Genomic DNA, 25,291 nt, shown 5'->3' with positions numbered 1-25,291 from the left:
GTGACCGAGCGTACTGATCCGCTGCCGATTGCCGACCGAGACCGAGCGTACTGATCGGCTGCTGATCGCCGTCGCGCAGGCTGATCCGGTCGGTTCCCGGCCCGAAAGGACGGCCTTCCATGGCGCTCACCATTCCCGGCTTCGATCACATCCGCGTGCCCGGCACGGACGGTGTGGAGTTGGCTGCCGCTGTCGGCGGCAGCGGCAGCCCGGTGGTGCTGCTGCACGGTTTCCCGCAGACCCACCTGATGTGGCGACACGTCGCCGGGCGGCTCGTCGACGAGCACACGGTGATCTGTCCTGATCTGCGCGGCTACGGCGCCAGCGACAAGCCCGAGGCCACCGGTCCGGACGTGTACGCCAAGCGCACCATGGCCGCCGACGTCGTGACCCTGGCGGCGTCGCTCGGCCATGAGCGCTTCGCCCTCGTCGGCCACGACCGGGGTGCCCTGGTCGCCTTCCGGGCGGGCTTGGACCACCCTGACACCATCACGCATCTCGGCATCCTCGACATCGTGCCGACGCTCGACATGTGGAACGTCCTCAAGGGCGCCCCGGCGGCGGTCGGCTACCACCTCTTCCTCATGGCGCAGCCGCCGGGCCTGCCGGAGACGATGATCACCAACAGTGCGGACGCGTTCTTCGGCTCGTTCCTCGATGCCTGGGCCGACGATCCGACCGTCGTGCCGGAGGACGTGCGCGCCGAGTACCTGCGGGCGAGCGCCGCGGCAGTGACGTCGATCGTCGCGGACTACCGGGCCTCGGCGAGTATCGACATCGTGCACGACCAAGCGGACCTGGACGCCGGATCGCAGTTGGCCATGCCCGTGACGGTCATCCAGCAGGACTGGGGCACGCGCCTGGGGTATGACGCTGCCGGGGTGTGGAGGGCGTGGGCGCCGGACCTGGACCACCGGCTGACCCGAGCGGGGCACTTCATGGCCGAGGAAGCGCCCGACGAGATCGCCGCGGCGATCCAGGACCTCCTGGCCCGCTGAACCTCTGGGTGTAGGGGACTTGGGCGCATCCCTGCCCTCGGGCACCCGGCCGACCGGAGTGCCGGGCTTGATGCATATGCTGTGCAAGTGCGTCACCTGAGCATCAAGAACGGCCTCCGGTTCCTCACCGTCCTCGTCCTCGTCCCGGGCCTGGCCGGCTGCTTCGTCTCCCCGCCGGGGGAGTCGTCGTCGGACGGCGGACAGCCGGGCTCGCGGCTGCGCGTCGCCCTCGCCTTCCCGCCCGCCGAGAACTTCTCGCCGTACGGAGCCGACGCCACGCTCCTCAGCCGGCTCGGCGTCACCGAGGGCCTGACCGCCCTGGACGCCAACGGTGCCGCGACCCCGGCGCTCGCCGAGTCCTGGCGCCGCGAGGACGGCCGCACCTGGCGGTTCACCCTGCGCGAGGCCACCTTCCAGGACGGCACGGACGTCACCCCCTCCGCCGTGGCCGACGCGCTCACCCGCGCCACGAAGGCCAAGCCCCTGCCCGCCGCCCTCGCCGGTGTCACCCTCGACGCCGAGGCCGACGGCAGCCGGGGCATCCGGGTCACCACCGGCGCGGCCGACCCGGTCCTGCCCATGCGCCTGTCCAGCCCGAGCCTGGCGATCCTCTCCCCGAAGGCGTACGCGAGGAAGGGCGCGCCCACGCCCGTCGGCACCGCCACCGGGCCCTTCGAGATCACCAAGGTCAACAGCGGCGGCTCGGCCACCCTCGGCCGCTTCGACGACTACTGGGGCGGCCGCGCCCACGCCTCCGGCATCGACGCACGCTTCGTCAAGGACGGCACCGCGCGCGCCAACGCGGTGCGCACCGGCGACGTCGACATCGCCGAGGCCATCCCCGTCGCTCAGGCCGCCACCCTCGACGAGGAAACCCTGAAGGAAGCCGGCACCACCCGGACGACCAGCCTTCACCTCAACACCAGGAGCGGTCCCTTCAAGGACCCGGAGCTGCGTGCCGCCGCGCGTACGGCGGTCGACTCCTCCGTCATCGTCAAGGGTGTCTTCGAGGGGTACGCCGACCCGGGCGCGGGCGTGTACGGACCCGCCGTCACCTGGGCCGAGAGCAAGCGGGTGAAGCCGACGGGGCGCTCGGACGCCGCCCGGCCCGACGGCACGCGGATCACCCTCGCCACCTACGACAACCGGCCCGAACTCCCCGAGGTCGCCCAGGTCGTACAACAGCAGCTCGAAAAGGCCGGCTTCACGGTCGAGCTGGAAGTCCGCGAGTACTCACGGCTGGAGAGCGACGCCCTGGCCGGGAAGTTCGACGCGTTCATCGGCGCCCGCAACAGTCTGCTCGACACCGGCGACCCTGTCGGCATCCTCGCCAGTGACTACACCTGCGGCGGCGGCTACAACCTGGCCCTGCTGTGCGACAAGGACGTCGACCGGGCCGTGCGGAAGGCCGACGGGACCGACGGCACGGGCGAGCGGCAGGACGCGGCCATGGCCGCCGAGGCCGCGGTCCTCGGCACGGACGCGGTCGTGCCGCTGGCCCATCAGCGGGTCATCGCCGGCGTCGCCCCCGAGGTCCGGGGCGTCGTCCTCGACCCGTACGAGCGGGCCCTGGTGGGCGCCGGGACGCGTCGCTGACCGTCTCCCGCCGAGGGCCCGCCCCGCAACTCACGCGGGCAGCTTCGTGTCGATCACGCAGCTGATCTCCACCGCCTGCCCGGGGAAGGTGAGTTCGGTGACACCCAGGGCCGTGCTGACCGGGCGGTGGGTGCCGAAGTACGCCCGGTTGCCCTCCGCCACGGCGTCGGCGTTCTTCACCAGGTCCACCACGTACAGCGTCTGGGAGACGATCTGGTTGCGCGTGACGCCGTAGTGGGCCAGCACCTTGTCGATGTTGGCGTAGGTCCCCGCCAGTTGAGTGGCGACGTCGTCCTCGGGGCGGAAGCCGCCCGCCTCGTCGAACGAGAGCTGTCCGGAGACGTGGATCAGATCGCCGGACCTGATCGCCTGCGCGTACCCGAAGTGGCTCTCCGCCGGGATGGCGTGGTCGTAGACATCGATCGTGGTCATGGTTCCCGTCCTTGCGTGACTTCGTCGAGCGCGAACACACGCTCTCTTGCGGTTACTCGGAAACCGTAGGAGAGTCTGTGCCGACCTGGAAGAACGCACTTTTCAGTGACTGGGGAACCAGATGGTGACCAAGCAGTTGAGGGACCTGCCGGAGAACGCGGACCTGCGGCGGGCCGACTCCCTGGCACGGGAGATCTTCTCGGACGTGGCCAACAAGTGGGCGCTGCTGATCATCGAGGCCCTCGGTGAAGGCACCCTGCGCTTCAGCGAGTTGCGCAAGGAGGTCGAGGGCGTCAGCCACAAGATGCTCACGCAGAACCTGCGGATGCTGGAGCGCAACGGCCTGGTCGACCGGAAGGTGCACCCCACCGTGCCGCCGAAGGTCGAGTACACGCTCACCGAACCGGGCCGGGCCCTGCGCGCCACCGTCGACCTGATCTGCGGCTGGACCCATGAGTACCTCGGGCACATCGAGTCGGCGCGCGACCGGTTCGACGCCTGACCGGCCGGGGCGTCAGATCGCGATCAACCCGCGACCAGTTCCCGCACCTGCCGCCGGGCCGGGGCCTTCTCGACCCGCGAGGTCCGGTACAGCCACAGCACATCCCGTCCGAACGACCACACCAGCAGGCCCAGGGCCAGGGCCGCGACCCCGAAGTTGACCGCGTACGGCAGCAGATCGGCGCCCGCCAGCAGCAGCAGCACGCCCTGGAGCGCGGCGACGGTCTTGCGGGCGGTGCTCGGCGGGAGCGCGGCGGTCAGCCAGGGCCAGACCCGCGCGGCGGCGACGAAGACGTACCGCATCCCGCCGATCAGCAGCACCCACGGGCCCAGCTGCATCGACACGTACACGCTCAGCACCAGGATCAGGAACGCGTCGACCTCCATGTCGAAGCGCGCGCCCAGCGGGGTCGAGGTGCCGGTGCGGCGGGCCACCTTGCCGTCGACACCGTCGAGGATCAGCGCCACCGCCGTCAGACCGACGAGCAGCGACACGGGCGGCGAGCTCTGGAAGGAGTCCGCGACCAGCGCGGTGACACCGCCGACGAGGGTGGCCCGGCCGAGGGTGACGCGGTTCGCCGCGCCGAACGAACGTAGCCGGGAGCGGTGCAGGGCCCGCGAGAGCACCGCCCAGGTGGCGATCGCGAACGCGAGGCCCGTCAGCCAGCCCGCCGGCCCCATCCCGATCGCCGTACCGATCAGGGCCAGCAGCAGGATCTGCACTCCCGCCCCCAGGGCGGTCTCCTGCTGGAGCCTCGCGTCGTAAGTGTTGTTCAGGGCCACCGAACACCCTCCGGCCGTGTGACAGAGTCGATCAACGCCGCTACCTTGTGCGCGGCCTGTGCACCCCTCGGTACGCAAGCAGCTTCCCGATCGTTCAGGAGGACTTCGATGAAGCACACCGGAAGCGCGTTCTGGATCGACTCGCCTGGGCGAGGCGGCATCCGGGACGTCAGTCTGCCGGAGCCCGGCGAGGGCGAGGTGCTGGTCCGCGCCCTGTACTCCGGCGTGAGCCGCGGCACGGAGACGCTGGTCTTCCGCGGCGGCGTGCCGGAAAGCCAGCACACGGCCATGCGGGCGCCGTTCCAGGAGGGCGACTTCCCGGGCCCGGTGAAGTACGGCTACCTCAACGTCGGCGTGGTGGAGCAGGGGCCCGACGCCCTCGTCGGCCGTACGGTGTTCTGCCTCTACCCGCACCAGACCCGGTACGTCGTCCCGGCGAGCGCCGTCACACCCGTACCGGACACCGTGCCGGCCGAACGAGCCGTGCTCGCGGGGACCGTGGAGACCGCCGTCAACGCCCTGTGGGACGCCGCGCCCCTGGTCGGAGACCGGATCGCCGTGATCGGCGGGGGCATGGTCGGCTGCTCGGTGGCCGCCCTGCTCGCCCGGTTCCCCGGCGTGCGCGTCCAGTTGGTCGACGCCGACCCGGGCCGAGCGGACATCGCCAAGGCCCTGGGTGTGGGCTTCGCCTCTCCCGAGGAGGCCCTCGGCGAGTGCGACCTGGTCGTCCACGCCAGCGCCACCGAGCAAGGGCTCGCCCGGTCCCTGGAACTCCTCACCGCCGAAGGGACCGTGCTCGAACTGAGCTGGTACGGCGACCGGCGGGTGAGCCTGCCGCTCGGCGAGGCCTTCCACTCCCGGCGGCTCGTCATCCGCTCCAGCCAGGTCGGCACGGTCTCCCCGGCCCGGCCGAACCGCACCTACGCCGACCGGCTCGCCCTCGCCCTCGACCTGCTCGCCGACCCGGCCCTCGACGCCCTCGTCACCGGCGAATCCGCCTTCGAGGACCTGCCGGACGTGCTGCCGAAGCTCGCCTCCGGCGAGATCCCCGCCCTGTGCCACCGCGTCCGCTACGACGAGAGCGCCTGACCTGAGAGAAAGGCGAGAGCGCCTGACCTGAGAAAAGACGTAGCGGAGGCTGAACAGGGGAAGGGAAGCAGCCGTAATACACGGCATCCCCGGCAGCTGGAGCGGGGGAGCAGACGCGCCGCACCTGGAGGGTCGTCCGTTGTTCAGCATCACCGTCCGCGATCACATCATGATCGCCCACAGCTTCCGTGGCGAGGTCTTCGGACCGGCGCAGCGCCTGCACGGGGCCACGTTCCTCGTGGACGCCACATTCCGGCGCGAACAGCTGGACGAGGACAACATCGTCGTCGACATCGGCCTGGCGACCCAGGAACTGGGGGCGGTGGTCAGCGAGCTGAACTACCGCAACCTCGACAACGAGCCCGACTTCGCCGGTGTCAACACCTCCACGGAGTTCCTCGCCAAGGTCATCGCCGACCGGCTCGCCGAGCGCATCCACAAAGGCGCGCTGGGCGAGGGCGCCAAGGGCATCGCGGGCCTGACCGTCACCCTGCACGAGTCGCACATCGCGTGGGCGAGTTACGAGCGTGCGCTGTGACCGACACGACGATCGAACGGCCCGGGCAGAGCGGCCCGGCGCCCGCGCGGCTGAATTATGTTCCCGTGCAGCACGCCACCCTGAAGAACGCCGAGATCATCCCCATGTCCCTGCGCACCGTGCACTTCGTGCTGCCGGGCGGCGTCGACGACCCGGCAACGCCGAGCGGCGGCAACGCCTACGACCGGCGCGTGTGCCTGGACCTGCCCGGTTTCGGCTGGCAGGTCACCAAGCACGCCGTGGCCGGTGACTGGCCCCGGCCGGGGGCGGCGGCCCGTACGGAACTCGCCCATACCCTGAGCGGCCTGCCCGACGGTGCCGTCGTCCTGCTCGACGGGCTGGTCGCCTGCGGCGTCCCGGAGATCGTCGTGCCGGAGGCGGAACGGTTGCGCATGGTCGTCCTCGTCCACCTCCCGCTCGGCGACGAGACCGGGCTCGACCCGGCCGTGGCCGCGGAACTCGACGCCAAGGAGCGGGCGGTGCTGCGGGCGGTGCCGGCGGTGGTCGCCACCAGCGACTGGGCGGTCCGCCGTCTGGTCGCCCACCACGGCCTTCCCCCCGAGCGGGTGCACGTCGCCGCCCCCGGCGCCGACATCGCGCCGCTCGCGCCCGGCACCGACGGTGTCTCACGGCTGCTGTGCGTGGCCGCCGTGACCCCGCGCAAGGGACAGCACCGGCTGGTCGAGGCGCTGGCCGCGGTGGCCGACCTGCCGTGGAGCTGTGTCTGCGTCGGCAGTCTCACCCAGGACCCGGAGTACGTCGCCCATCTGCGGTCCCTCATCGCCGAGCACGGTCTTCAGGACCGGCTGGAGCTGGCGGGAGCGCAGACGGGCGCCGCACTCGACGCCAGTTACGCCACCGCCGACCTGATGGTCCTCGCCTCCTACGCCGAGACGTACGGCATGGCCGTGACCGAGGCACTGGCGCGCGGCATCCCGGTCATGGCCACGGACGTCGGCGGACTCCCCGAGGCGGTCGGCCGCGCCCCCGACGGCGGCGTGCCCGGCATCCTCGTCCCGCCGGAGAACCCGGCCGCCATCGCCGCGGAGCTGCGCTGCTGGTTCGGCGAGGCGGACGTACGCCGTCGCCTCAAGGGCGCCGCCCGCAGCCGCCGCGCCGCCCTCGGCGGCTGGGCGACGACCGCACAGAGCCTGGCGGCGGTACTGCGCCGGCTCCCGACCGACCCCCGGAGGGCCGCATGACGAACCCGGTGACGACCCAGCAGAACGGGACGATCCCGGCCCAGCCCGGACCGAGGGAGGCTGCCGAGGCGATGAGTGGCGTGGTTGCGGGCGCGGGCCCGAACGGGAAGCCCGGGCCTGACCCGTCGGCCCGGCCGACGGACGCCGTTGCTCCGGGCGTGGGCCTCGGCGGGCCGTCCGCCTGGTCGGCGGGCTCGGTGGTGTCGGGTGCGGGCTCCGGTGGGCAGTCGGCCCGGACGGCGGGCACGGTGGTGCCGGACGTGGGCCCTGGCGCGCAGGACGTCCGGCCGGCGGACGCCGTGGCTCGGGGCGTGGGCTCCGGCGGGCAGTCCGCCGATGCGGCGGATGCCGTGGTCGCCGGCTCGGCCCGCAGTGGCCGGCCCGGGCCGGGGCAGGCCGCGGACGTGGTCATCCCGGGTGCCGGGCCCAGTGGGAATCCCGGTGCGCGGCCCACCGTGAAGCTGCGTGAGGCCGATCCGGACGATCCGCCCCGTTACGCGCCCGAGTGGCTGGAGTTGCGGGAGCCGGCCGATGCGGCGGCGCGGGCGCACGATCTGCTCGACCCCTTGCGGATCCGGCTCGCCAACCTGCCGGGCAAGTCCGGCGGGGTCGTCATCCACGACCTCGGGTGCGGTACCGGCTCGATGGGCCGCTGGCTCGCGCCCTGCCTGGACGGCGCGCAGCACTGGATCCTGCACGACCGCGACCCCTATCTGCTGCACTTCGCCGCCGTCGCCTCCCCGCGCTCCGCGGCCGACGGCAGCCGGGTCACCGTGGAGACGCGGCGCGGTGACGTCGCCCGCCTCACCGCGGACGCCCTGCACGGCGCGTCCCTGGTGACGGCGTCCGCACTGCTGGACGTCCTCACCCGCGAGGAGATCGACGCCCTCGCCGCCGCCTGCGCGGGAGCCGGCTGCCCCGCCCTGCTCACGCTGTCCGTCGCCGGCCGTGTGGAACTGACGCCGTCCCACCCGCTGGACTCGGAGATCGCCCAGGCGTTCAACGACCACCAGCGTCGTGACGGTCTGCTCGGTCCCGACGCGGTGACGGCGGCGACCGAGGCGTTCTCCGAGCACGGCGCGACGGTGCGGCTGCATCCGAGCCCCTGGCGGCTCGGCCCCGAGCAGGCCGCGCTCACCGAGCAGTGGCTGCGCGGCTGGGTCGGCGCCGCCGTCGAGCAGCACCCCGACCTGCGCGCGCACGCCGACGCCTACCTGGCCGAGCGCCTGGCCGCCTGCGCCGCCGGCCAGTTGCGCGTCACCGTCCACCACACCGACCTCCTGGCCCTGAACCGCCCGGCGGGCGGAGCGTCATGAGCCCGCAGGCGACGGGAACGGCGCAGGTGCCGCAGGGCGCGCTGACGGCCGTGTGCGAGCGGCCGGCGCCCGTCGACGCGGAGTGGCTGCCGGAAACCGGCGGTGACCCGGCTCCGTCGACTGAGTCAGCCACCCCCTGCGGCAACGCGGCCGACGCCGCCTCGTCGCCCCGTCGCCCGATCCGTACCGCCCTGGCGCGCCTCGGCTCCCCCAAGGTCCGTACGCATCTGGGCACCCTCGCCGGGGTCGTCATCCTCGGCGTACTGCTCTGGCGGCTCGGCACGGGTGTCTTCCTGGACGGGCTGGCCCGGATCGACACTGTGTCGGTGCTGCTGGCGCTCGGGATCGGGCTCGTCACCACCGTGTTCAGCGCCTGGCGCTGGGCGCTCGTCGCCCGCAGCCTCAGGATCCGGCTGCCGTTCGGGCCGGCCGTCGCCGACTACTACCGGGCGCTGTTCCTGAACGCGGCGCTGCCCGGCGGTGTGCTCGGCGACGTGCACCGGGCGGTGCGGCACGGCCAGAGCGAGGGGGACGTGCGGCGGGGCGTGAAGGCCGTCGTCCTCGAACGGGCCGCCGGACAGATCGCGTTGTTCGCCCTCGGGGCCGTGGTCCTGCTGACCATGCCGTCCCCGGTGCTGGACCGGGCACGGCACATCGCCCCGCTCGCGATCCTGGCCGCATTCGGCGCGGTCGCCGTCGTCCTCGCCCTGCGCATGAACCGCCCGGCGCCCTCCCGACGGGGCCGGGCGCTGCGCGCCATGCTCACCGAGGCCCGCGAAGGGCTGCTGTCCCGCCGCAACGGGCCCGGAGTCGTCGTCTCCTCGGTGGTCGTCCTGGCAGGTTACGTCGCCATGTTCGTCCTCGCCGCCCGCGTCGCCGGAGCCGGCGCCTCCGTGGCCGTACTGGTGCCGCTCGCGGTCCTCGCGCTGCTGGCCATGGGCCTGCCGCTGAACGTCGGCGGCTGGGGACCGCGGGAGGGCGTCACCGCCTGGGCGTTCGGCGCCGCGGGCCTGGGCGCCGGCCGGGGACTCGCCGTCGCGGTCGTCTACGGGGTGCTCAGCCTCGTGGCGAGCCTGCCCGGTCTGATCGTGCTGGTCGCCCGCTGGTACGCGGGCCTGCGGGCCGGATCCCGGTCCGCCGCACCGGCCCCCGGACCCGGTCCCGTGTCCGACTACCCGTCGGAGGTCAGCAGCGAGAAATACGCCCCGAAGGAATCCGCCAGGCTCGCCAGGAGTTCCTTCCCCTTTTCCGCCGAACCCAGCGAAGGACGGCCGATGACACCGGAATCGGTATAACCGGACATGCCGAGGGTGAGCAGATGACGCCGGTCGTCAGCGACGAAATCGGAAGTCTCATAACCGGGTCGGAGCATTTCGGGATGAGCGTGCAGAAGGATGGAGGTCTCTATTTCCCCCGCGTGCATGTCGGTGAGCAGCGAGGTGACCACACCCGCCCGCTCCCGCGCCGCCTCCCAGTCCTCCGGAGCCGGGAACAGCGCCATCCGCTCGCCGCGGGCGGAGGATTCCTGAACGACGTTGCCCAGTACGTAGTTTCCGCCGTGCCCGTTGACCACCACCAGGGCGTCGACACCGGACCGGCGGAGCGAAGCCGCTATGTCCCGTACCACCGCATGAAGGGTCACCGAGGAGATGCTCACGGTCCCCGGCCAGGCCGCGTGCTCGTGCGAGCACGAGATCGTCACCGGAGGAAGGAGGTGCACCGGGTACGCGCCGGCTATCTCCCGCGCGACGGCACAGGCGACGAGCGTGTCGGTCGCCAGCGGAAGATACGCACCGTGCTGCTCGAAGCTGCCCACGGGAAGCACCGCGACCTGCCGTGAGACACCGGAGCCCCGCGTCCGTACGTCTTCCGTGGTGTCCGCCGGCACCAAGTCACTCATAACGTCACGGCCTTTCGTCTCTGCTTAGGAACTCGAGAATCATGACAGAAAAAATTGGCGTACTCGGCAAGAAGTCACCGCAGCGGACCGGCGTGGAACGCGTCGTGAATGCGCCCTTGCCCACCGTGTACGGGAAATTCCAGGCGGTCGGCTACCTGGACCACGACCGCGGTGACGAACAGGTGGCACTGGTCTACGGCGACCTCGGCACCGACGACGTGCTCATCCGGCTGCACTCGGAGTGCCTGACCGGCGACGCCTTCGGCTCCCAGCACTGCGAGTGCGGCGACCAGCTCGACGCCGCCCTGCGCGCGGTCGTCGCCGAGGGCGCCGGTGTCGTGGTCTACCTCAGAGGGCATGAAGGCCGCGGCATCGGCCTGCTCGCCAAGCTGCGCGCGATGGCCCTCCAGGCGGAGGGCCTGGACACCGTCGAGGCCAACCTCGCCCTCGGTCTGCCGGTGGACGCCCGTGACTACGGTGTGGCCGCCCGCATCCTCGACGACCTGGGCGTGAAGTCCGTGCGCCTGATGTCCAACAACCCGCGCAAGCGCGAGGCGCTGGTGAACCACGGCATCGAGGTCGCCGAGCAGGTGCCCCTGCTGATCCCGCCGTGCGAGAACAACATCACCTATCTGCGGACCAAGCGGGAGCGCCTCGACCACCACCTGCCCCACCTCGACGCGGTGGTCAGCTCCTCCTGAGGCGCCGGGGCGGATCCGGAGCCTCTCGACGTGACCCGGGCGCATTCGTGCGCGACCCGCGGGCGGGCCGCGTACGCTGCGGGGACGTCCGCCCCTTGAGCGCCGGCCCTAGGGGGTGTCCGCCTGGGCCGGCGCCTCACGTCACGGAGGCCCACCTGGTATGACCGAGCTCCATCTGTGGCTGCGCCACGAGGCCCGAACGACCGAGCGGCGCACGCCGGTCGTGCCCGACGACGCCCGGCGGCTCGCCGAGCACGGAGTGGCACTGACCGTCGAGGACTCCCCGCAGCGGGTCTTCCCGATCGAGGAGTACGAGGCGGCCGGCTGCCGTGTCGCGCCCGCCGGCTCCTGGGTGTCGGCCCCGCCGGACGCCGTCGTGCTCGGCCTGAAGGAACTGCCCGAGGCACCGGCCGAGCTGACGCACCGGCACATCTTCTTCGGCCACGCCTACAAGGGACAGCCCGGGGCGGCCGGCCTGCTGCGCCGGTTCGCCGCCGGGGGCGGGGCGCTGTTCGACCTGGAGTACCTGGTCGACGACACCGGGCGGCGCCTCGCCGCCTTCGGGTTCTGGGCCGGCTACCTGGGCGCGGCCCTCGCCGTGCTCCAGCACCGCGGCCGGCTGCGGGCACCGCTGACGCCCACGACGAAGCCGGCCCTGGACGAGACGCTGAAGCCCGCCGCGGACGACGACGAGTTCACCGGCCTGGTCATCGGCGCCCTGGGACGCAGCGGCCGCGGCGCCCGGATGGCCTTCGCCGCCGCCGGTGCGGACCCGACCTGCTGGGACCTCGCCGAGACCCGCGACCTGGACCGCCGCGCCCTGCTGGAGCACGACGTCATGGTGAACGCGGTGCTCGCCACCAGCCCGGTCCCGCCCTTCCTCCGCGAGCAGGACCTCGACACGCCGGGCCGCCGCCTGCGCACCCTGTGCGACGTCACGTGCGATGTCGGCTCCCCGCTCAACGTCCTTCCGGTGTACGACGAGACCACCGACTGGGAGGAGCCCGTCCGCCGGCTGCGCGAGGACCCGCCGCTCGACCTGATCGCCATCGACAACCTGCCCTCCCTGCTGCCGCTGGAGTCCAGCGCCGACTTCTCCGCCGCCCTCCTGCCCCACCTGCTCGACTTCGGCGTCACCGGGCCCTGGGGACGCTGCCTGGACCGGTTCCGTCAGGCATGCCGCGAACACGGCCTCGACCAGGGAGAGACCCTTGACCACTGACCCGGTCCCCGCGAGCGGCACCGTCCACTGGATCGGCGCCGGCCTGTCCACGGGCAGCGGTCTGGCCGCCCTGTGCGACACCGCCGAGCGCGTACGGCTCTGGCACCGCACCGAGGGCCGCGCGGCCGACGCCCTCGCCCGGCTGGGCCTCGCCGGTCGGGCCGAGCCCCGCGCGTACACGCTGCCCGCCCTCGCCGCCGAACTGGCGCCCGGCGACGCCGTGGTGTCCATGCTGCCCGCGCCGGAGCACGCGCCGCTGCTCGCCGAGTGCGTCCGGCTCGGCGCGCACTTCGCCTGCTCCAGCTATGTGTCCCAGGCGGTCCTCGACCAGGTGCCCGCCGCGGAGAAGGCCGGGGTCGTCGTCCTGACCGAGGCGGGGCTCGACCCGGGCATCGACCATCTCTTCGCCCAAGCCCTCGTCGCCCGCGCGCGGGAGGCCATCGGGGACGAGACGCCCGCCTCGTACAGCCTCACCTCGTACTGCGGTGGCGTCCCGGCCGTCCCGAACGACTTCACGTACCGGTTCAGCTGGGCACCGGCGGGGGTCCTCAACGCCCTGCGTTCCCCGGCCCGTTACATCGAGGGCGGCGCCGAGACGGTGGCCGGCCGCCCCTGGGAGGCGACCCGGCGGCACGTCGTCGACGGGGAGACCTTCGAGGTCTACCCCAACCGCGACAGCGTCCCCTTCGTCGCGCAGTACGGACTGCCGGACGCCTGGACACCGCGCACGTTCGTCCGCGGCACCCTGCGTCTGGAGGGCTGGCTGCGCGCCTGGGACGGTGTCTTCGAGGAGCTGAAGCGGGGCGACGACGCGCGGATCGCCGCCCTGGCCCAGGAGTTGGCCGCCGCGTACCCCACCACGGACGACGACCGCGACCGGGTCGTCCTCGCCGTGTCGCTGGAGGTGCGGGCCGGGACCGGGCGGGCCTGGACGGGCGGCTACCTCCTGGACCTGGTGGGCGACGCGCGGGAGAGCGCGATGGCCCGCTGCGTCTCGCGCACCCTCGCCCTGGGCGTTCGCCACGTCCTGGACGGCTCCCTCCCACCGGGCCTGAACCGGGCCGCCGGGACGGCGGCACGGTCCGCACAGTGGCTGAGCGAACTCGCCCGGGACGGCGTCGAGTTCGCACTCCGCGTCGACCAGTAGCGGGGGTCAGCCCGACACGGCCTCGTGGACGAACTTCTTGAGGTCCCGGAAGACCGTGTGCGAGGTCCTGGGCCGCACTTGCGTCATGAACTGCACCGTCAGGTCGCGGCCCGGGTCGACCCAGAAGGTCGTGGTGGCCACGCCGCTCCAGCCGTAGGCGCCGAGACCGGAGGGTGCCTGGGTGCGGGACGGGTCGATCACCACGGAGACGTTGAGCCCGAAGCCGACCCCCTCGTTGCCGGGCTCGTCGTGGGCCGGGCGGCTGCCGAAGGCACGCAGATCGGCGTTGCCGGGCAGGTGGTTGCGGGTCATCAGCTCCACCGTCTCAGGGGCGAGCAGCCGGACGCCGTCGAGTTCGCCCCGGCGGCGCAGCAACTCCATGAAGCGGTGGTAGTCGTGGGCGGAGGCCACCATGCCGCCGCTTCCGGACAGGAACCGCGGCCGGCCGCCGCGCAGCGGCAGCCCGGCGATCCGCTCGATGCCGCCGCCCTCCTTCTCCCCGTACATCTCGGACAGCCGGGGAGCCTGCTCGTCCGTGACGTGGAACCCCGCGTCCGTCATGCCGAGTGGCCCGAAGATCCGCTCGGCGCAGAACACGTCGAGCGGCTGCCCCGACACGACCTCGACGACCCGGCCCAGGACGTTGCTCGCCACCGAGTAGTTCCACTGCGTGCCCGGCTCGAACTGCAACGGCAGACTCGCGTACAGCTCGATCGTCTCGGCCAGGTCCGCGCCCGGCCGCACCGAAGACTCCAGGCCGGCCTCGCGGTACAGGGCGTCCACCGGGTGGGTGTGGTAGAAGCCGAAGGTCAGGCCCGAGGTGTGGGTCATCAGGTGCCGGACGAGTATGGGGCCGGTGGCCGGGCGGGTTCTGACCTCGGCCCCGGAGCCCTCGACGTAGACCCGGGGGTTCGCGAAGGCCGGCAGGTGGTCGGTGACCGGGTCGTCCAGGGACAGCCGGCCCTCCTCCAGCAGCAGCAGAGCGGCGACCGCGGTGACCGGTTTCGTCATGGAGTAGACCCGCCACAGTGTGTCCGACTCGACGGGGAGCCCGGCCGCGACGTCGCGCAGACCGTGCGTCGTGAGGTGGGCGACGCGTCCGCCGCGGGCGACGGACACGAGGAAGCCCGGCAGCCGGCCGTCCTCGACGAGACCGGCGAAGTGCCGGTCCAGGCGGCTCAGCGCCTTTGGATCCAGCCCGGCCTCACCCGGATCGACCTCTTGCCGCAGCTGTGCCATCGCTCATCCTCCGTCGCGCTCGTCGAGGTGAGATCCGGCATACCCCGACTGGACCGCCTCAGACCCCATCCTCGTGCAGGAAGCATTCATGATCATGCAGGAACGGCAACATCGCGTAGGAACGGCAACATCACGCAGGAGCGGCAGCCTGATCCGGCTCGTGCACGCCAAGGCCTAGGTTCAGGGGCGCAGGACCGATGGCCGATGTCATGCGGCGGCCGGCTTCCTAGGCTGCGAGGCGGGTCGCCGCCGCAGCAGACCTGGACGCCACGACAAGAAGAGGACGCCATGCCCGTGAACGGTCGCAGTCACATCCGGATCGCCCGTCCCTCCCGCGACCTCGCGGCGGCCGAGCGGTTCTGGCGCGACGGGCTCGGGCTCAGTGTCGTGTGGCGGTCCGAGGGCGGATCCGCACCGGGCCACCACGACCTGCTGATGCTCGGCTGGCCCGACGCCGACTGGCATCTGGAACTCGTGCACGAGCCGGCCCGGCCGGTGGAGCCCCGCCCCACCGAGGAGGATCTGCTGGTCGTCTACGCCGACGACCCGGTCCCGGAGGAACTGATCGCCCGCTTGGAGCGGCACGGCGGCAAGCGGGTCACATCCCCCAACCCCTACTGGAACGAGTGGGGCGTCACCCTCGAGGACCCCGACGGCTATCGCCTGGTGCTGTGCCGCCGGGCCTGGTCCAACAGTTGACGAGACCCGCCGGGCCCGCGAGGACCCGGCGGGGAGTGGCCCGGGATCAGGCCGTCACCTTCTCCGGCTCCGTGGTCGCCCGGGCCGGGCGTACGCCCAGAGCCTCCGTCGGAACCCGGTGCGTCTCGCGGGCCGACAGCGCGGCGATGACCGGCGGCACGCACAGGGCCGCCGTGAACAGGGCCACCGCCGACCAGTCGTCGCCGCCCGGCCCCGCGATCCGCGCGGCGAACGTCACCGCGAAGCCGGCCGCCGCGAAGCCGATCTGCGTGCCGATGGCCACGCCGGACAGCCGGACCCGGGTCGTGAACATCTCGCCGTAGAAGGCGGGCCACACGCCGTTCGCGGCGCTGTAGACCACGCCGAAGCAGAGGATGCCCAGCAGGAACGTCAGCGGGTACGAGCCCGTGGAGACGGCCCACAGGTACAGGAACATCGTCACCGCGCTGCCGGCCGCGCCGATCAGGTACACCGGGCGGCGGCCGATCCGGTCGGACAGGGTGGCCCACAGTGGGATCGCGGCGAGTGCGACGAGGTTGGCCAGGGCGCCCACCCACAGCATGGCGGTGCGTGACATGCCGACCGCGTCGCTCGTGGCGTACGCCAGCGCCCACACCGTGAAGATGGTGCTGACCGAGGCGATGAGCGCGCCCCCGATCACCCGCAGTACGTCCGCCCAGTGCTCGCGCAGCAGCACCACCAGCGGCATCTTGACGACGCCCTGCTCGGCGGCCTGTTGGGCGAAGGCCGGGGTCTCGTCCAGCTTGCGGCGGATGACGTAGCCGACGACGGCGACCGCGACGCTCAGCCAGAACGGCACCCGCCAGCCCCAGGACAGCAACTGGTCCTCGGGCATCGCGGCGACCGGGATGAAGACCAGCGTGGCGAGCAGCTGGCCGCCCTGCGTGCCGCTGAGGGTGAAGCTGGTGAAGAAGCCGCGCCGGCCCGGCGGCGCGTGTTCCAGCGTCATGGAGTTGGCGCTGGCCTGCTCACCCGCCGCCGAGATGCCCTGGAGCACCCGGCACAGCACCAGCAGGGCCGGGGCGAGCGTGCCGACCTGGTCCCGGGTCGGCAGACAGCCGATGAGGAACGTCGACAGGCCCATCAGCATCAGCGTGAAGACCATGATCTTCTTGCGGCCGAGCTTGTCGCCGAAGTGCCCGAGCACCAGGGCGCCGACCGGGCGGGCGGCGTACGCGACGCCGAACGTGGCCAGCGACAGCAAGGTCGCGGTGGCCGGGTCGGACTCGTCGAAGAACACCTCGGGGAAGATCAGCGCGGCGGCGCTGCCGTAGATGAAGAAGTCGTAGTACTCCAACGCGCTGCCGATCCAGGCGGCGGTCGCGGCTTTCCTGGGCTGACCGGGCGGGGCGGCGGCCCCTGGGGGCGTGGCGGGGACGGACACGGCGGCTCCTTTGGCGGCTCCACCCTAGGCGGAGTGAACAGAAGGACGAGCGAAGGACGAGCGAAGGACGAGCGAAGGACGAGCGAGGGGGGAAGTGCCGGATCGCGGCTCTAATTAACCCACTGGATAGTTAGTAGGCGGTGGCTAGGGATGCTGCGCCGGTGTGCCGCCGGTGTCAAGGGGTCGCGCGGCGGTCCTTCGGTGCCGGACGGTCAGTCCGTCGCGCGCTCGGCCGTCAGATAGGCGATCACCATGTCGCCCAGCATGGTGCGGTAGTGCGCGCGCTGCGCCGGGTCGACCAGGTCGCGGCCGAACAGCGCGCCGAAGGTGTGCCGGTTGGAGACCCGGAAGAAGCAGAAGGACGAGATCATCGCGTGCAGGTCGACGGCGTCGACCTCCGCCGTGAACAGTCCTGACCTGCGGCCTTCCTCCAGGATGCGGCGGATCACGTCCAGGGCGGGGGAGCCGATCCTGCCCAGCTTCTCGGAGGCGGCGATGTGCTGCGCCTCGTGGATGTTCTCGATGCTGACCAGGCGGATGAAGTCCGGGTGCTGCTCGTGGTGGTCGAAGGTCACCTCGGCCAGCCGCCGGATGGCCGCCACCGGGTCCAGGTGCTCGACGTCGAGCTGCTGCTCGGCCTCCCGGATCACGCCGTAGGCCCGTTCCAGCACGGCCGTGAACAGCTGTTCCTTGCCACCGAAGTAGTAGTAGATCATCCGCTTCGTGGTGCGGGTGCGGGCGGCGATCTCGTCCACGCGGGCCCCGTCGTAGCCGGCCCGGGCGAACTCCTGCGTGGCGACGTCGAGGATCTCGGCCTGGGTGCGGGCGGCGTCACGGACGCGCTCGCGCTCGCCAGGACGGGCCGGTTCTTCGACGCTGGTCATCGGGTTCCTTCGGGCGGAGGGGCCGGTGCCGGTGATTCTAGGAGCAGGGGCCGGATCCCGCCGGGGCCTTCCCGTGGTCGAGCTCGGCTGATATAGCTAACGTACTAGTTCGTACATTAGTGAGCCGCTCGGGAGGCCCGTGTGCCCAAGGACTCGTATCTCGTCGGACTGATCGGTTCCGGTATCGGCCCGTCGCTCAGCCCGGCACTCCACGAGCGGGAGGGCGACCGGCAGGGCCTGCGCCTGCTGTACCGGCTGATCGACATCGACCCGCTCGGGATGCCGCCCGAGGCGGTGGGCGATCTCGTGCGGGCCGCCCGCGACCTCGGGTTCGACGGGCTCAACATCACGCACCCCTGCAAGCAGCTCGTCATCGAGCACCTGGACGCGCTCGCCCCGCAGGCCGAGGCGCTGGGCGCGGTCAACACCGTCGTCTTCGAGGACGGCCGGGCCGTCGGCCACAACACGGACGTCACCGGCTTCGCCGCGTCCTTCGCGCGCGGGCTGCCCGACGCGCCGCTGGAGCGGGTCGTGCAGCTGGGCGCCGGTGGCGCGGGCGCGGCCGTCGCGCACGCCCTGCTCACCCTCGGCGCCGAGCGGGTGACCGTCGTCGACGCCCTGCCCGAACGGGCCGCCGCCCTGGCCGACGCCCTGAACCGCGCCTTCGGCCAGGACCGTGCCGCCGCCGCGCCCCCGGACCGGCAGGCGCGGCTGCTCGCGCAGGCCGACGGCATCGTCCACGCCACGCCCACCGGCATGGCGGCCCACCCCGGCCTGCCGCTGCCCGCCGAACTGCTCCACCCCCGGCTGTGGGTCGCCGAGGTCGTCTACCGCCCGCTGGAGACCGAACTGCTGCGCACCGCCCGCGCGCTGGGCTGCGCCACCCTCGACGGCGGCGGCATGGCAGCCTTCCAGGCCGCCGACGCGTTCCGCCTGTTCACCGGGCGGGAACCCGACGCCGCGCGGATGCTGGCGGACCTGACCGAACTGGCCGCAGCCGTAGGGGCATCGAACTGAAGAGAGGTACCGACGTGCGTACGTCCATCGCCACCGTCTCCCTCAGCGGATCCCTCACCGAGAAGCTCACGGCCGCCGCCCGGGCCGGCTTCGACGGGGTGGAGATCTTCGAGAACGACCTGCTGGCCAGCCCCCTCACCCCCGAGGAGATCCGCGCCCGCTGCGCCGACCTCGGCCTGACCATCGACCTGTACCAGCCGATGCGGGACATCGAGGCAGTCCCCGAGGAAGAGTTCGCCCGGAACCTGCGGCGGGCCCGCCACAAGTTCGAGCTGATGCGCAGGCTCGGCGCCGACACCGTCCTCGTCTGCTCCAGCGTCTCCCCGCGGGCGGTGGACGACGACGCCCTCGCCGCCGAACAGCTGAGCCGGCTCGCCGACCTCGCCCGGGACTCCGGAATCCGGGTGGCCTACGAGGCGCTCGCCTGGGGTCGGCACGTCAGCACGTACGACCACGCCTGGCGCATCGTCGAGTCGGCCGGGCATCCCGCCCTCGGCACCTGTCTGGACAGCTTCCACATCCTCTCGCGCGGGTCGGACCCCAAGGGCATCGAGGACATCCCCGGCGAGAAGATCTTCTTCCTCCAGCTCGCCGACGCCCCGCTGCTCGCCATGGACGTCCTCCAGTGGAGCCGCCACTACCGCTGCTTCCCCGGCCAGGGCGGCTTCGACGTCGCCGGCCTGGTGCGGCACGTGCTGCGCACCGGCTACGACGGACCGCTCTCCCTGGAGGTCTTCAACGACGTCTTCCGGCAGGCCGAGTCCGGCCCGACCGCCGTCGACGCCCGGCGCTCCCTGCTGCTCCTTCAGGAGGCGGTCGGCAGGGCGCCCCTGCCCGACCCGGTCGTCCCCACCGGTGTCGCCTTCGCCGAGTTGGTCACGCCCGACGCCGAACCCCTCACCACCCTGCTCGGCGCCCTCGGCTTCACCCGCACCGCCCGCCATCGCGGCAAGCCCGTCACCCTGTGGGAGCAGGGGGACGCCCGGATCCTCGTCAACACCGGGCCGGCCGTCCGCCGCGACGGCACCCAGCTCGCCGCCATCGGGCTGGAGTCACCGGACCCGGCCGCGGCGGCCCGGCGTGCCGAGGCGCTGCTGGCTCCCGTCCTGCCGCGCCGCCGGGCACCTGAGGACGCCCCGCTCGACGCGGTCGCCGCCCCCGACGGCACGGAACTCTTCTTCTGCGCCACCGGCCGTCCGAGCCTGCCCGACTGGCGGGCCGACTTCGAGGACACGGATACGGCACCCGCGCCCGCGACCGTCCGCCGCATCGACCATCTCGCCCTCGTCCAGCCCTGGCACCACTTCGACGAGGCGGCCCTCTTCCACCGGGGCGTGCTCGGCCTGCACGCCCAGGAGAGCGTGGACGTCGCCGACCCCTATGGCCTGCTGCGCAGCCGTGCCGTCACCAACGCCGACGGCAGCGTCCGGATCGCCCTCACCGTCGGCCCCGCGCCCACGGACGACCCCGTCCACGCCCAGCACATCGCCCTGGCCACCGACGACGTGGTCACCTCGGCCCGCCGCTTCCGGGAGGCAGGCGGCGCTCTGCTGCCCGTCCCGGCGAACCACTACGACGATCTCGCCGCCCGCTTCGAGTTCGCCGACGGTGAGCTGGAGACCTACCGCGACCTCGGCATCCTCTACGACCGCGACGCCCACGGCGTCTTCCGCCACTGCTACACCCGCACCGTCGGCCGCGTCTTCTTCGAACTGGTCCAGCGCGACGACGGCTACCGGGGTTACGGCGCCCCGAACGCCCCCGTCCGGCTGGCGGCACAGCACACGGCAGGGGCACTCACTGGCGGCTGACCGACCGGGTGATGCCGGTGACGACCGTCGTGGCCAGGATCCAGCCCGTGAGCACCAGGGTGTAGGAGAGCCACTGGTATCCGCCGGTGGGGGCGAACGCGCCCTCCTGCCCGAAGGAGATCACCGGCAGCAGCAGGTCGAGCGTGTAGAAGACCGGGTTGAACTGCGGTGCCTCGTCCGCCTTCAGCGGCTGGGGGTGGTGCAGCGCGTAGGTCAGGGAGCCGATCACCAGCAGCGACACCAGCCAGCCGGCCGCGCGCAGGGGCCGGAAGCCGTAGCCGACGGCCGCGTCCTGGACGTAGCCCCACAGCCGGCCGTACCAGGGCAGGGTGGCGCGGCGGCGGCGCTGTTTGGCGAGCTGGACGACGCGGGCGGCGTCGTCGTCGCCGATCCGGCGGTAGGCCGCGGTCAACTGCTCGTAGGCGTGCGGGACATAGCCCTCGCGGTCCCGCTCCAGCATCGCCAGACGCCGCTCGGCGGGTTCGTGCGGGGTGAGGGAGGTGTAGAGGAGGCTGTTGAGCAGGACTTCCCCGGGGACCACGTCCGGTTCGAGGAACAGGACGTCCAGCTGGGCGCGGCGCAGGTTGAGGGCGCCTGTCATGGGCGGGCTCCTGCGCAGCCAGAGTTCCCCGACGGTGCAGCTGCTGGCGCGCAGTGCCGTGTCACCGGGGTTCGCCAGCCGCGCGTGGGAGAGGTCGAGGCGGCCCGCGATCCGGGCGCCGCGCAGGCCGATCCAGCCGAGGACGTCCACGTCGCGCATCAGGACGTCGCCCTCCACGGTGAGCGTCTCCGCGTCGAGGGCGGCCTCACCGGCACCGGCCTCCAGCCGCGCCCGGTTGAGGTCGATCGTCCCGGCGACCGAGGCACCCGTCAGGCGCACCTCGCCGCGGGTGCGCAGGTCCCGCGCCGACAGGCCGTCGCCGATGGTCACGTGGTTGAGCTGCAGCGCGGGCTGATCGACGGGCCGCTCGTCGATCTCGGCCCTGTCCATGAACAGCGCGCCGGAGATCTGCGCCCCGCCGAGCCGGACGGGCCCCTCGAACAGGCAGTCCGACATGCGCAGCACGCCGTCCACGCGGAGGGTGGCGGCGTCCAGCCCGGGCAGGGCGGACTCCCGCAGGTTCAGCTGCCGCAACCGCGCCCCGTACAGGACGGGGGCGTCCTCGAAGGAGCAGCCGCTGAGGCGCACGGCGTGGTCGACCTCTCCGTACTTGAGGTCCAGCACGCCCGTGATCCGCGCGCCCGCCAGCCGGAGGGCGGCCGTCTCCCCGTCCTGCTGCGGGGCGCTCAGCAGCAGGGCCCGCACCACGGCCGCCCGTACGGTCCGTTCGGGTCCCCAGTCCGCGCCCCGCGCCGGGTCCTCGTCCGCCGGCCCGCGGAAGTCCACGTCATCCCCGCGCGGAAAGGCGCGCCACACCCGCTCCTCGGCGGGTGTCATGTCCTCGATCTCCATCAGCGGGGACTCTGACGGCCCCGGCCGGAGGCTGTCAACTCGCCTCCGGCCGGGGCACGTTACGCGGCGGTGTTCACGCCCTGGTGTTCCACTCCGCGATCACGGGCCGCCCGTGCTCGGTCGACAGCCGGCAGACCGTGCCCGTCTCCAGCCGGAACAGCCGGCCCTCCGACGGCGGCAGGCCCAGCCGGCGGGCCGTCAGGACGCGGAGGAAGTGGCCGTGCGCCACCAGCAGCACATCGCCCTCGGGCAGCGCGCCGGCCACCCGGGACAACACCCGGTCGGCGCGCTCGCCGACCTCCTCGGGGGACTCGCCCGGCTTGCCGTCGGGGCCGGGCGGGCCGCCGTCGGTCCACAGGTCCCAGTCGGGGCGGGTGCGGTGTATCTCCTCGGTGGTGACGCCCTCGTAGGCGCCGTAGAACCACTCGTGCAGGTCCGCGTCCCGCACGGTCCCCGTCACGCCCGCGAGTTCGGCGGTGCGCACCGCGCGGCCGAGCGGGCTGGTGAGGACCAGCGCGATGGAACGGCCCGCCAGGAGCGGAGCCAGCGACTTGGCCTGCTCCTCGCCCTTCGGGGTGAGGGGCAGGTCGGTGAAGCTGGTGTGCTGTCCGCTCCGGCTCCACTCCGTCTCGCCGTGGCGGACCAGCAGCAGATCTCCCACGTCCTACGCCTTCTTCGCGGACTCGACGGCGTGGCCGCCGAACTGGTTGCGCAGCGCCGCGATCATCTTCATCTGCGGCGAGTCGTCCTGCCGGGAGGCGAACCGGGAGAACAGGGAGGCGGTGATCGCGGGCAGCGGCACGGAGTTGTCGATCGCGGCCTCCACGGTCCAGCGTCCCTCGCCGGAGTCCTGGGCGTAGCCCCGCAGGCCCTCCAGGTGCTCGTCCTCGTCGAGCGCGTTGACCGCGAGGTCCAGCAGCCAGGAGCGGATGACGGTGCCGTCCTGCCAGGAGCGGAACACCTCGCGGACGTTGTCCACGGAGTCCACGGCCTCCAGCAGCTCCCAGCCCTCGGCGTAGGCCTGCATCATCGCGTACTCGATGCCGTTGTGGACCATCTTCGCGAAGTGTCCGGCACCCACGCTGCCCGCGTGGACGAAGCCGTACGGGCCCTCCGGCTTGAGCGCCTCGAAGATCGGCCGGAGCCGGTCGACGTACTCCTTCTCGCCGCCGACCATCAGGGCGTAGCCGTTCTTCAGGCCCCACACGCCGCCCGAGACGCCCGCGTCGACGAAGCCGATGCCGCGCTTGCCCAGCTCCTCGGCGTGCTTCTCGTCGTCCGTCCAGCGGGAGTTGCCGCCGTCGACCACCGTGTCGTACGGCTTGAGGAGGTCGGCCAGACGGTCGATGACGTGCTGGGTGGGGTCGCCGGCCGGGACCATGACCCAGACCGTGCGCGGCGCCTCCAGCTCGTTGACGAGGTCGGCCAGGCTGGCGACGTCGGACTTGTCCGGGTTGGTGTCGTAGCCGATGACGGTGTGGCCGGCGTTGCGCAGGCGCTCGCGCATGTTGCCGCCCATCTTGCCGAGACCCACAAGACCGATCTGCATGTCAGTTCACTTCCCGAAGATTGCGGTAGGCGGCCACCAGCGCGGCCGTGGACGGATCGAGACCGGGGACGTCAGCGCCCTCGGTCAGGGCGGGCTCGACGCGCTTGGCGAGGACCTTGCCGAGCTCGACGCCCCACTGGTCGAAGGAGTCGATGTTCCAGACCGCGCCCTGCACGAACACCTTGTGCTCGTAGAGGGCGACCAGCTGGCCGAGAACCGACGGGGTCAGTTCGGTGGCCAGGATCGTCGTGGTGGGGCGGTTTCCCTTGAAGGTGCGGTGCGGCACCTGCTCCTCGGGCACGCCCTCGGCCCGCACCTCCTCGGCGGTCTTGCCGAAGGCGAGCGCCTGTCCCTGTGCGAACAGGTTGGCCATCAGCAGGTCGTGCTGGGCCTTCAGTTCGTCGCCCAGCTCGGCGACGGGCCGCGCGAAGCCGATCAGGTCGGCCGGGATCAGCTTGGTGCCCTGGTGGATCAACTGGTAGTAGGCGTGCTGCCCGTTGGTACCGGGCGTGCCCCACACGACCGGCCCCGTCTGCCACTGCACGGGACGGCCGTCGCGGTCCACCGACTTGCCGTTGGACTCCATGTCGAGCTGCTGGAGGTAGGCGGTGAACTTCGACAGGTAGTGGCTGTACGGCAGGACCGCGTGCGACTGGGCGCCGTGGAAGTTGCCGTACCAGATGCCGAGCAGGCCCATGATGAGCGGCGCGTTGGCCTCGGCGGGGGCGTTGCGGAAGTGCTCGTCGACGATGCGGAAGCCGTCGAGCATCTCCCGGAAGCGGTCCGGGCCGATCGCGATCATCAAGGACAGGCCGATCGCCGAGTCGTACGAGTAGCGACCGCCGACCCAGTCCCAGAACTCGAACATGTTCTCGACGTCGATGCCGAAGTCCGCGACCTTCTCCGCGTTCGTGGACAGCGCCACGAAGTGCCTGGCCACCGCCTTCTCTCCCCCACTCTCGGCTTCGCTCGAGCGGGAGGTGCCCCCATCCCCGAGGCTCTCCAGCAGCCAGGAGCGCGCCGAGGTCGCGTTCGTGATGGTCTCGATCGTGGTGAAGGTCTTGGACGCGACGATGAACAGCGTCTCGGCCGGGTCCAGGTCGCGGGTGGCCTCGTGGAGGTCGGCGCCGTCCACGTTCGACACGAAGCGGAACGTCAGTTCCCGGGCGGTGAACGGCCGCAGCGCCTCGTAGGCCATCGCCGGGCCCAGGTCCGAGCCGCCGATGCCGATGTTGACGACGTTGCGGATCCGCCTGCCGGTGTGGCCGGTCCACTCGCCCGAGCGCACCCGGTCCGCGAAGGCGGCCATCTTGTCGAGCACGGCGTGCACACCTGGGACGACGTTCTCGCCGTCGACCTCGATGACCGCGTCCCGCGGGGCGCGCAGCGCGGTGTGCAGCACGGCCCGGTTCTCGGTGACGTTGATCTTCTCGCCGCTGAACATGGCGTCCCGCAGTCCGAACACGTCGGTGGCGGCGGCCAGCTCCTGGAGCAGGGCCAGCGTCTCGTCGGTGATCAGGTGCTTGGAGTAGTCGATGCGCAGGTCGCCCACGTGCACGACGTAGCGCTCGGCGCGCCCCGGGTCCGCCGCGAACAGCTCACGCAGGTCCGGCTGCGGCAGGGCGTCCTTGCGGTGGTCCTCCAGGGCGGTCCATTCGGGCCGCCGCGTGAGCTTGGGGGAGCCGGAGGGGGAGTCAGACATGAGCAGGGGTCTCCTCGGTTGCCTCGCCGTTCAGGGCGATGGCGTACATCTCGTCCGCGTCGAGGCGCCGCAGCTCCTCGGCGATGAGCTCGGAGGTGGCACGGACC

General features: G+C 72.3%; 23 protein-coding genes and 2 pseudogenes. 14 read left to right on the top strand and 11 right to left on the bottom strand.

Going from position 1 to position 25,291, the window contains the following annotated elements; all coding sequences use genetic code 11:
• The first annotated feature begins 119 nt into the window (after positions 1-119).
• Both ABZ192_RS26775 and ABZ192_RS26770 read left to right on the top strand, forming a co-directional pair.
• Positions 120-998 carry an alpha/beta hydrolase gene (locus ABZ192_RS26775; RefSeq protein WP_356927006.1) on the top strand — a complete coding sequence of 293 codons (879 nt, stop codon included), beginning with the start codon at positions 120-122 and terminating at the stop codon, positions 996-998.
• Positions 999-1,079: 81 nt separating this feature from the next.
• Positions 1,080-2,594 (top strand): ABC transporter substrate-binding protein, encoded by a 1,515-nt coding sequence (locus ABZ192_RS26770; protein WP_356927005.1) that lies wholly within the window; start codon positions 1,080-1,082, stop codon positions 2,592-2,594.
• 30 nt (positions 2,595-2,624) lie between these two features.
• On the opposite strand, the gene ABZ192_RS26765 is transcribed toward ABZ192_RS26770, so the two are convergent.
• Complete coding sequence (locus ABZ192_RS26765; RefSeq protein ID WP_356927004.1) at positions 2,625-3,026, bottom strand: RidA family protein; 402 nt, start codon at positions 3,024-3,026, stop codon at positions 2,625-2,627.
• A gap of 121 nt (positions 3,027-3,147) precedes the next feature.
• Between ABZ192_RS26765 and ABZ192_RS26760 the strand changes: the two genes are divergently transcribed.
• Positions 3,148-3,528 (top strand): helix-turn-helix domain-containing protein, encoded by a 381-nt coding sequence (locus tag ABZ192_RS26760; protein ID WP_356927003.1) that lies wholly within the window; start codon positions 3,148-3,150, stop codon positions 3,526-3,528.
• 23 nt (positions 3,529-3,551) lie between these two features.
• Here the strand turns inward: ABZ192_RS26760 and ABZ192_RS26755 are convergent, their stop codons facing one another.
• Positions 3,552-4,310 (bottom strand): CDP-alcohol phosphatidyltransferase family protein, encoded by a 759-nt coding sequence (locus ABZ192_RS26755; protein WP_356927002.1) that lies wholly within the window; start codon positions 4,308-4,310, stop codon positions 3,552-3,554.
• A 108-nt stretch (positions 4,311-4,418) separates the two neighbouring features.
• Between ABZ192_RS26755 and ABZ192_RS26750 the strand changes: the two genes are divergently transcribed.
• The 5 genes from ABZ192_RS26750 (at position 4,419) to ABZ192_RS26730 (ending at position 9,750) form a co-directional block, all read left to right on the top strand.
• Positions 4,419-5,399: a zinc-binding alcohol dehydrogenase gene (locus ABZ192_RS26750; protein ID WP_356927001.1), complete on the top strand. Its 981-nt coding sequence runs from the start codon at positions 4,419-4,421 to the stop codon at positions 5,397-5,399.
• A 139-nt stretch (positions 5,400-5,538) separates the two neighbouring features.
• A complete protein-coding gene (locus ABZ192_RS26745; protein WP_010043117.1) occupies positions 5,539-5,937 on the top strand; it encodes a 6-carboxytetrahydropterin synthase in 399 nt (132 codons plus the stop codon).
• Complete coding sequence (locus ABZ192_RS26740) at positions 5,934-7,139, top strand: glycosyltransferase family 4 protein (protein ID WP_356927000.1); 1,206 nt, start codon at positions 5,934-5,936, stop codon at positions 7,137-7,139. Before ABZ192_RS26745 ends, ABZ192_RS26740 begins: the two co-directional genes overlap by 4 nt.
• Before the next feature lie 350 nt (positions 7,140-7,489).
• Complete coding sequence (locus ABZ192_RS26735; RefSeq protein WP_356927076.1) at positions 7,490-8,455, top strand: class I SAM-dependent methyltransferase; 966 nt, start codon at positions 7,490-7,492, stop codon at positions 8,453-8,455.
• Entirely contained in the window at positions 8,452-9,750 is a 1,299-nt protein-coding gene (locus ABZ192_RS26730; RefSeq protein ID WP_356926999.1) for a lysylphosphatidylglycerol synthase transmembrane domain-containing protein, read from the top strand. Before ABZ192_RS26735 ends, ABZ192_RS26730 begins: the two co-directional genes overlap by 4 nt.
• Here the strand turns inward: ABZ192_RS26730 and ABZ192_RS26725 are convergent.
• Positions 9,633-10,355 (bottom strand): annotated as a pseudogene (locus ABZ192_RS26725) (creatininase family protein); the annotation flags it as partial. The gene ABZ192_RS26730 and the pseudogene ABZ192_RS26725 overlap by 118 nt on opposite strands.
• A 41-nt stretch (positions 10,356-10,396) precedes the next feature.
• Between ABZ192_RS26725 and ribA the strand changes: the two are divergent.
• The 3 genes from ribA to ABZ192_RS26710 all read left to right on the top strand — a co-directional run bounded on the left by ribA (position 10,397) and on the right by ABZ192_RS26710 (position 13,425).
• Positions 10,397-11,056 carry a GTP cyclohydrolase II gene (ribA, locus tag ABZ192_RS26720; protein WP_059421618.1) on the top strand — a complete coding sequence of 220 codons (660 nt, stop codon included), beginning with the start codon at positions 10,397-10,399 and terminating at the stop codon, positions 11,054-11,056.
• 160 nt (positions 11,057-11,216) lie between these two features.
• Positions 11,217-12,278, top strand: a complete 1,062-nt coding sequence (locus ABZ192_RS26715) for a saccharopine dehydrogenase (protein WP_356926998.1) — start codon at positions 11,217-11,219, stop codon at positions 12,276-12,278.
• Positions 12,268-13,425 (top strand): saccharopine dehydrogenase family protein, encoded by a 1,158-nt coding sequence (locus ABZ192_RS26710; protein ID WP_356926997.1) that lies wholly within the window; start codon positions 12,268-12,270, stop codon positions 13,423-13,425. Before ABZ192_RS26715 ends, ABZ192_RS26710 begins: the two co-directional genes overlap by 11 nt.
• 6 nt (positions 13,426-13,431) lie before the next feature.
• On the opposite strand, the gene ABZ192_RS26705 is transcribed toward ABZ192_RS26710, so the two are convergent.
• Positions 13,432-14,664, bottom strand: a complete 1,233-nt coding sequence (locus tag ABZ192_RS26705) for a serine hydrolase domain-containing protein (RefSeq protein ID WP_356926996.1) — start codon at positions 14,662-14,664, stop codon at positions 13,432-13,434.
• A gap of 288 nt (positions 14,665-14,952) precedes the next feature.
• On the opposite strand from ABZ192_RS26705, the gene ABZ192_RS26700 reads away from it, so the two are divergent.
• Entirely contained in the window at positions 14,953-15,363 is a 411-nt protein-coding gene (locus ABZ192_RS26700) for a VOC family protein (RefSeq protein ID WP_356926995.1), read from the top strand.
• A gap of 46 nt (positions 15,364-15,409) precedes the next feature.
• Here ABZ192_RS26700 and ABZ192_RS26695 read toward each other — a convergent pair whose 3' ends face one another.
• Together ABZ192_RS26695 and ABZ192_RS26690 are read right to left on the bottom strand one after the other, a co-directional pair.
• A complete protein-coding gene (locus ABZ192_RS26695) occupies positions 15,410-16,768 on the bottom strand; it encodes an MFS transporter (protein WP_356926994.1) in 1,359 nt (452 codons plus the stop codon).
• Between the two features lie 212 nt (positions 16,769-16,980).
• On the bottom strand, positions 16,981-17,652 hold the full coding sequence (locus ABZ192_RS26690) for a TetR/AcrR family transcriptional regulator (protein ID WP_356926993.1): 672 nt from the start codon (positions 17,650-17,652) through the stop codon (positions 16,981-16,983).
• Between the two features lie 141 nt (positions 17,653-17,793).
• Here ABZ192_RS26690 and ABZ192_RS26685 point away from each other — a divergent pair, with 141 nt between their 5' ends.
• Both ABZ192_RS26685 and ABZ192_RS26680 read left to right on the top strand, forming a co-directional pair.
• Complete coding sequence (locus ABZ192_RS26685; protein ID WP_356926992.1) at positions 17,794-18,669, top strand: shikimate dehydrogenase; 876 nt, start codon at positions 17,794-17,796, stop codon at positions 18,667-18,669.
• Positions 18,670-18,683: 14 nt separating this feature from the next.
• A complete protein-coding gene (locus ABZ192_RS26680) occupies positions 18,684-20,480 on the top strand; it encodes a TIM barrel protein (RefSeq protein WP_356926991.1) in 1,797 nt (598 codons plus the stop codon).
• Here ABZ192_RS26680 and ABZ192_RS26675 read toward each other — a convergent pair.
• The 5 genes and pseudogenes from ABZ192_RS26675 to ABZ192_RS26655 form a co-directional block, all read right to left on the bottom strand.
• Positions 20,467-21,933, bottom strand: coding sequence for a membrane-associated oxidoreductase (locus tag ABZ192_RS26675; protein WP_356926990.1), 1,467 nt, complete (start codon positions 21,931-21,933; stop codon positions 20,467-20,469). The two genes, ABZ192_RS26680 and ABZ192_RS26675, sit on opposite strands and share 14 nt — an antisense overlap.
• Positions 21,934-22,006: 73 nt before the next feature.
• Positions 22,007-22,594 (bottom strand): histidine phosphatase family protein, encoded by a 588-nt coding sequence (locus tag ABZ192_RS26670; RefSeq protein WP_356926989.1) that lies wholly within the window; start codon positions 22,592-22,594, stop codon positions 22,007-22,009.
• 3 nt (positions 22,595-22,597) lie between these two features.
• Positions 22,598-23,482 (bottom strand): phosphogluconate dehydrogenase (NAD(+)-dependent, decarboxylating), encoded by an 885-nt coding sequence (gene gnd / locus ABZ192_RS26665; protein ID WP_356926988.1) that lies wholly within the window; start codon positions 23,480-23,482, stop codon positions 22,598-22,600.
• Between the two features lies 1 nt (position 23,483).
• Positions 23,484-25,184, bottom strand: a complete 1,701-nt coding sequence (pgi, locus tag ABZ192_RS26660; RefSeq protein ID WP_356926987.1) for a glucose-6-phosphate isomerase — start codon at positions 25,182-25,184, stop codon at positions 23,484-23,486.
• Positions 25,177-25,291, bottom strand: a pseudogene (locus ABZ192_RS26655) (oxidoreductase); the annotation flags it as partial. The gene pgi and the pseudogene ABZ192_RS26655, both read right to left, overlap by 8 nt.

The organism is Streptomyces sp. NPDC006235, assembly GCF_040613735.1.
GTDB lineage: Bacteria > Actinomycetota > Actinomycetes > Streptomycetales > Streptomycetaceae > Streptomyces.
This window is presented reverse-complemented; position numbering and strand designations above follow the sequence as displayed.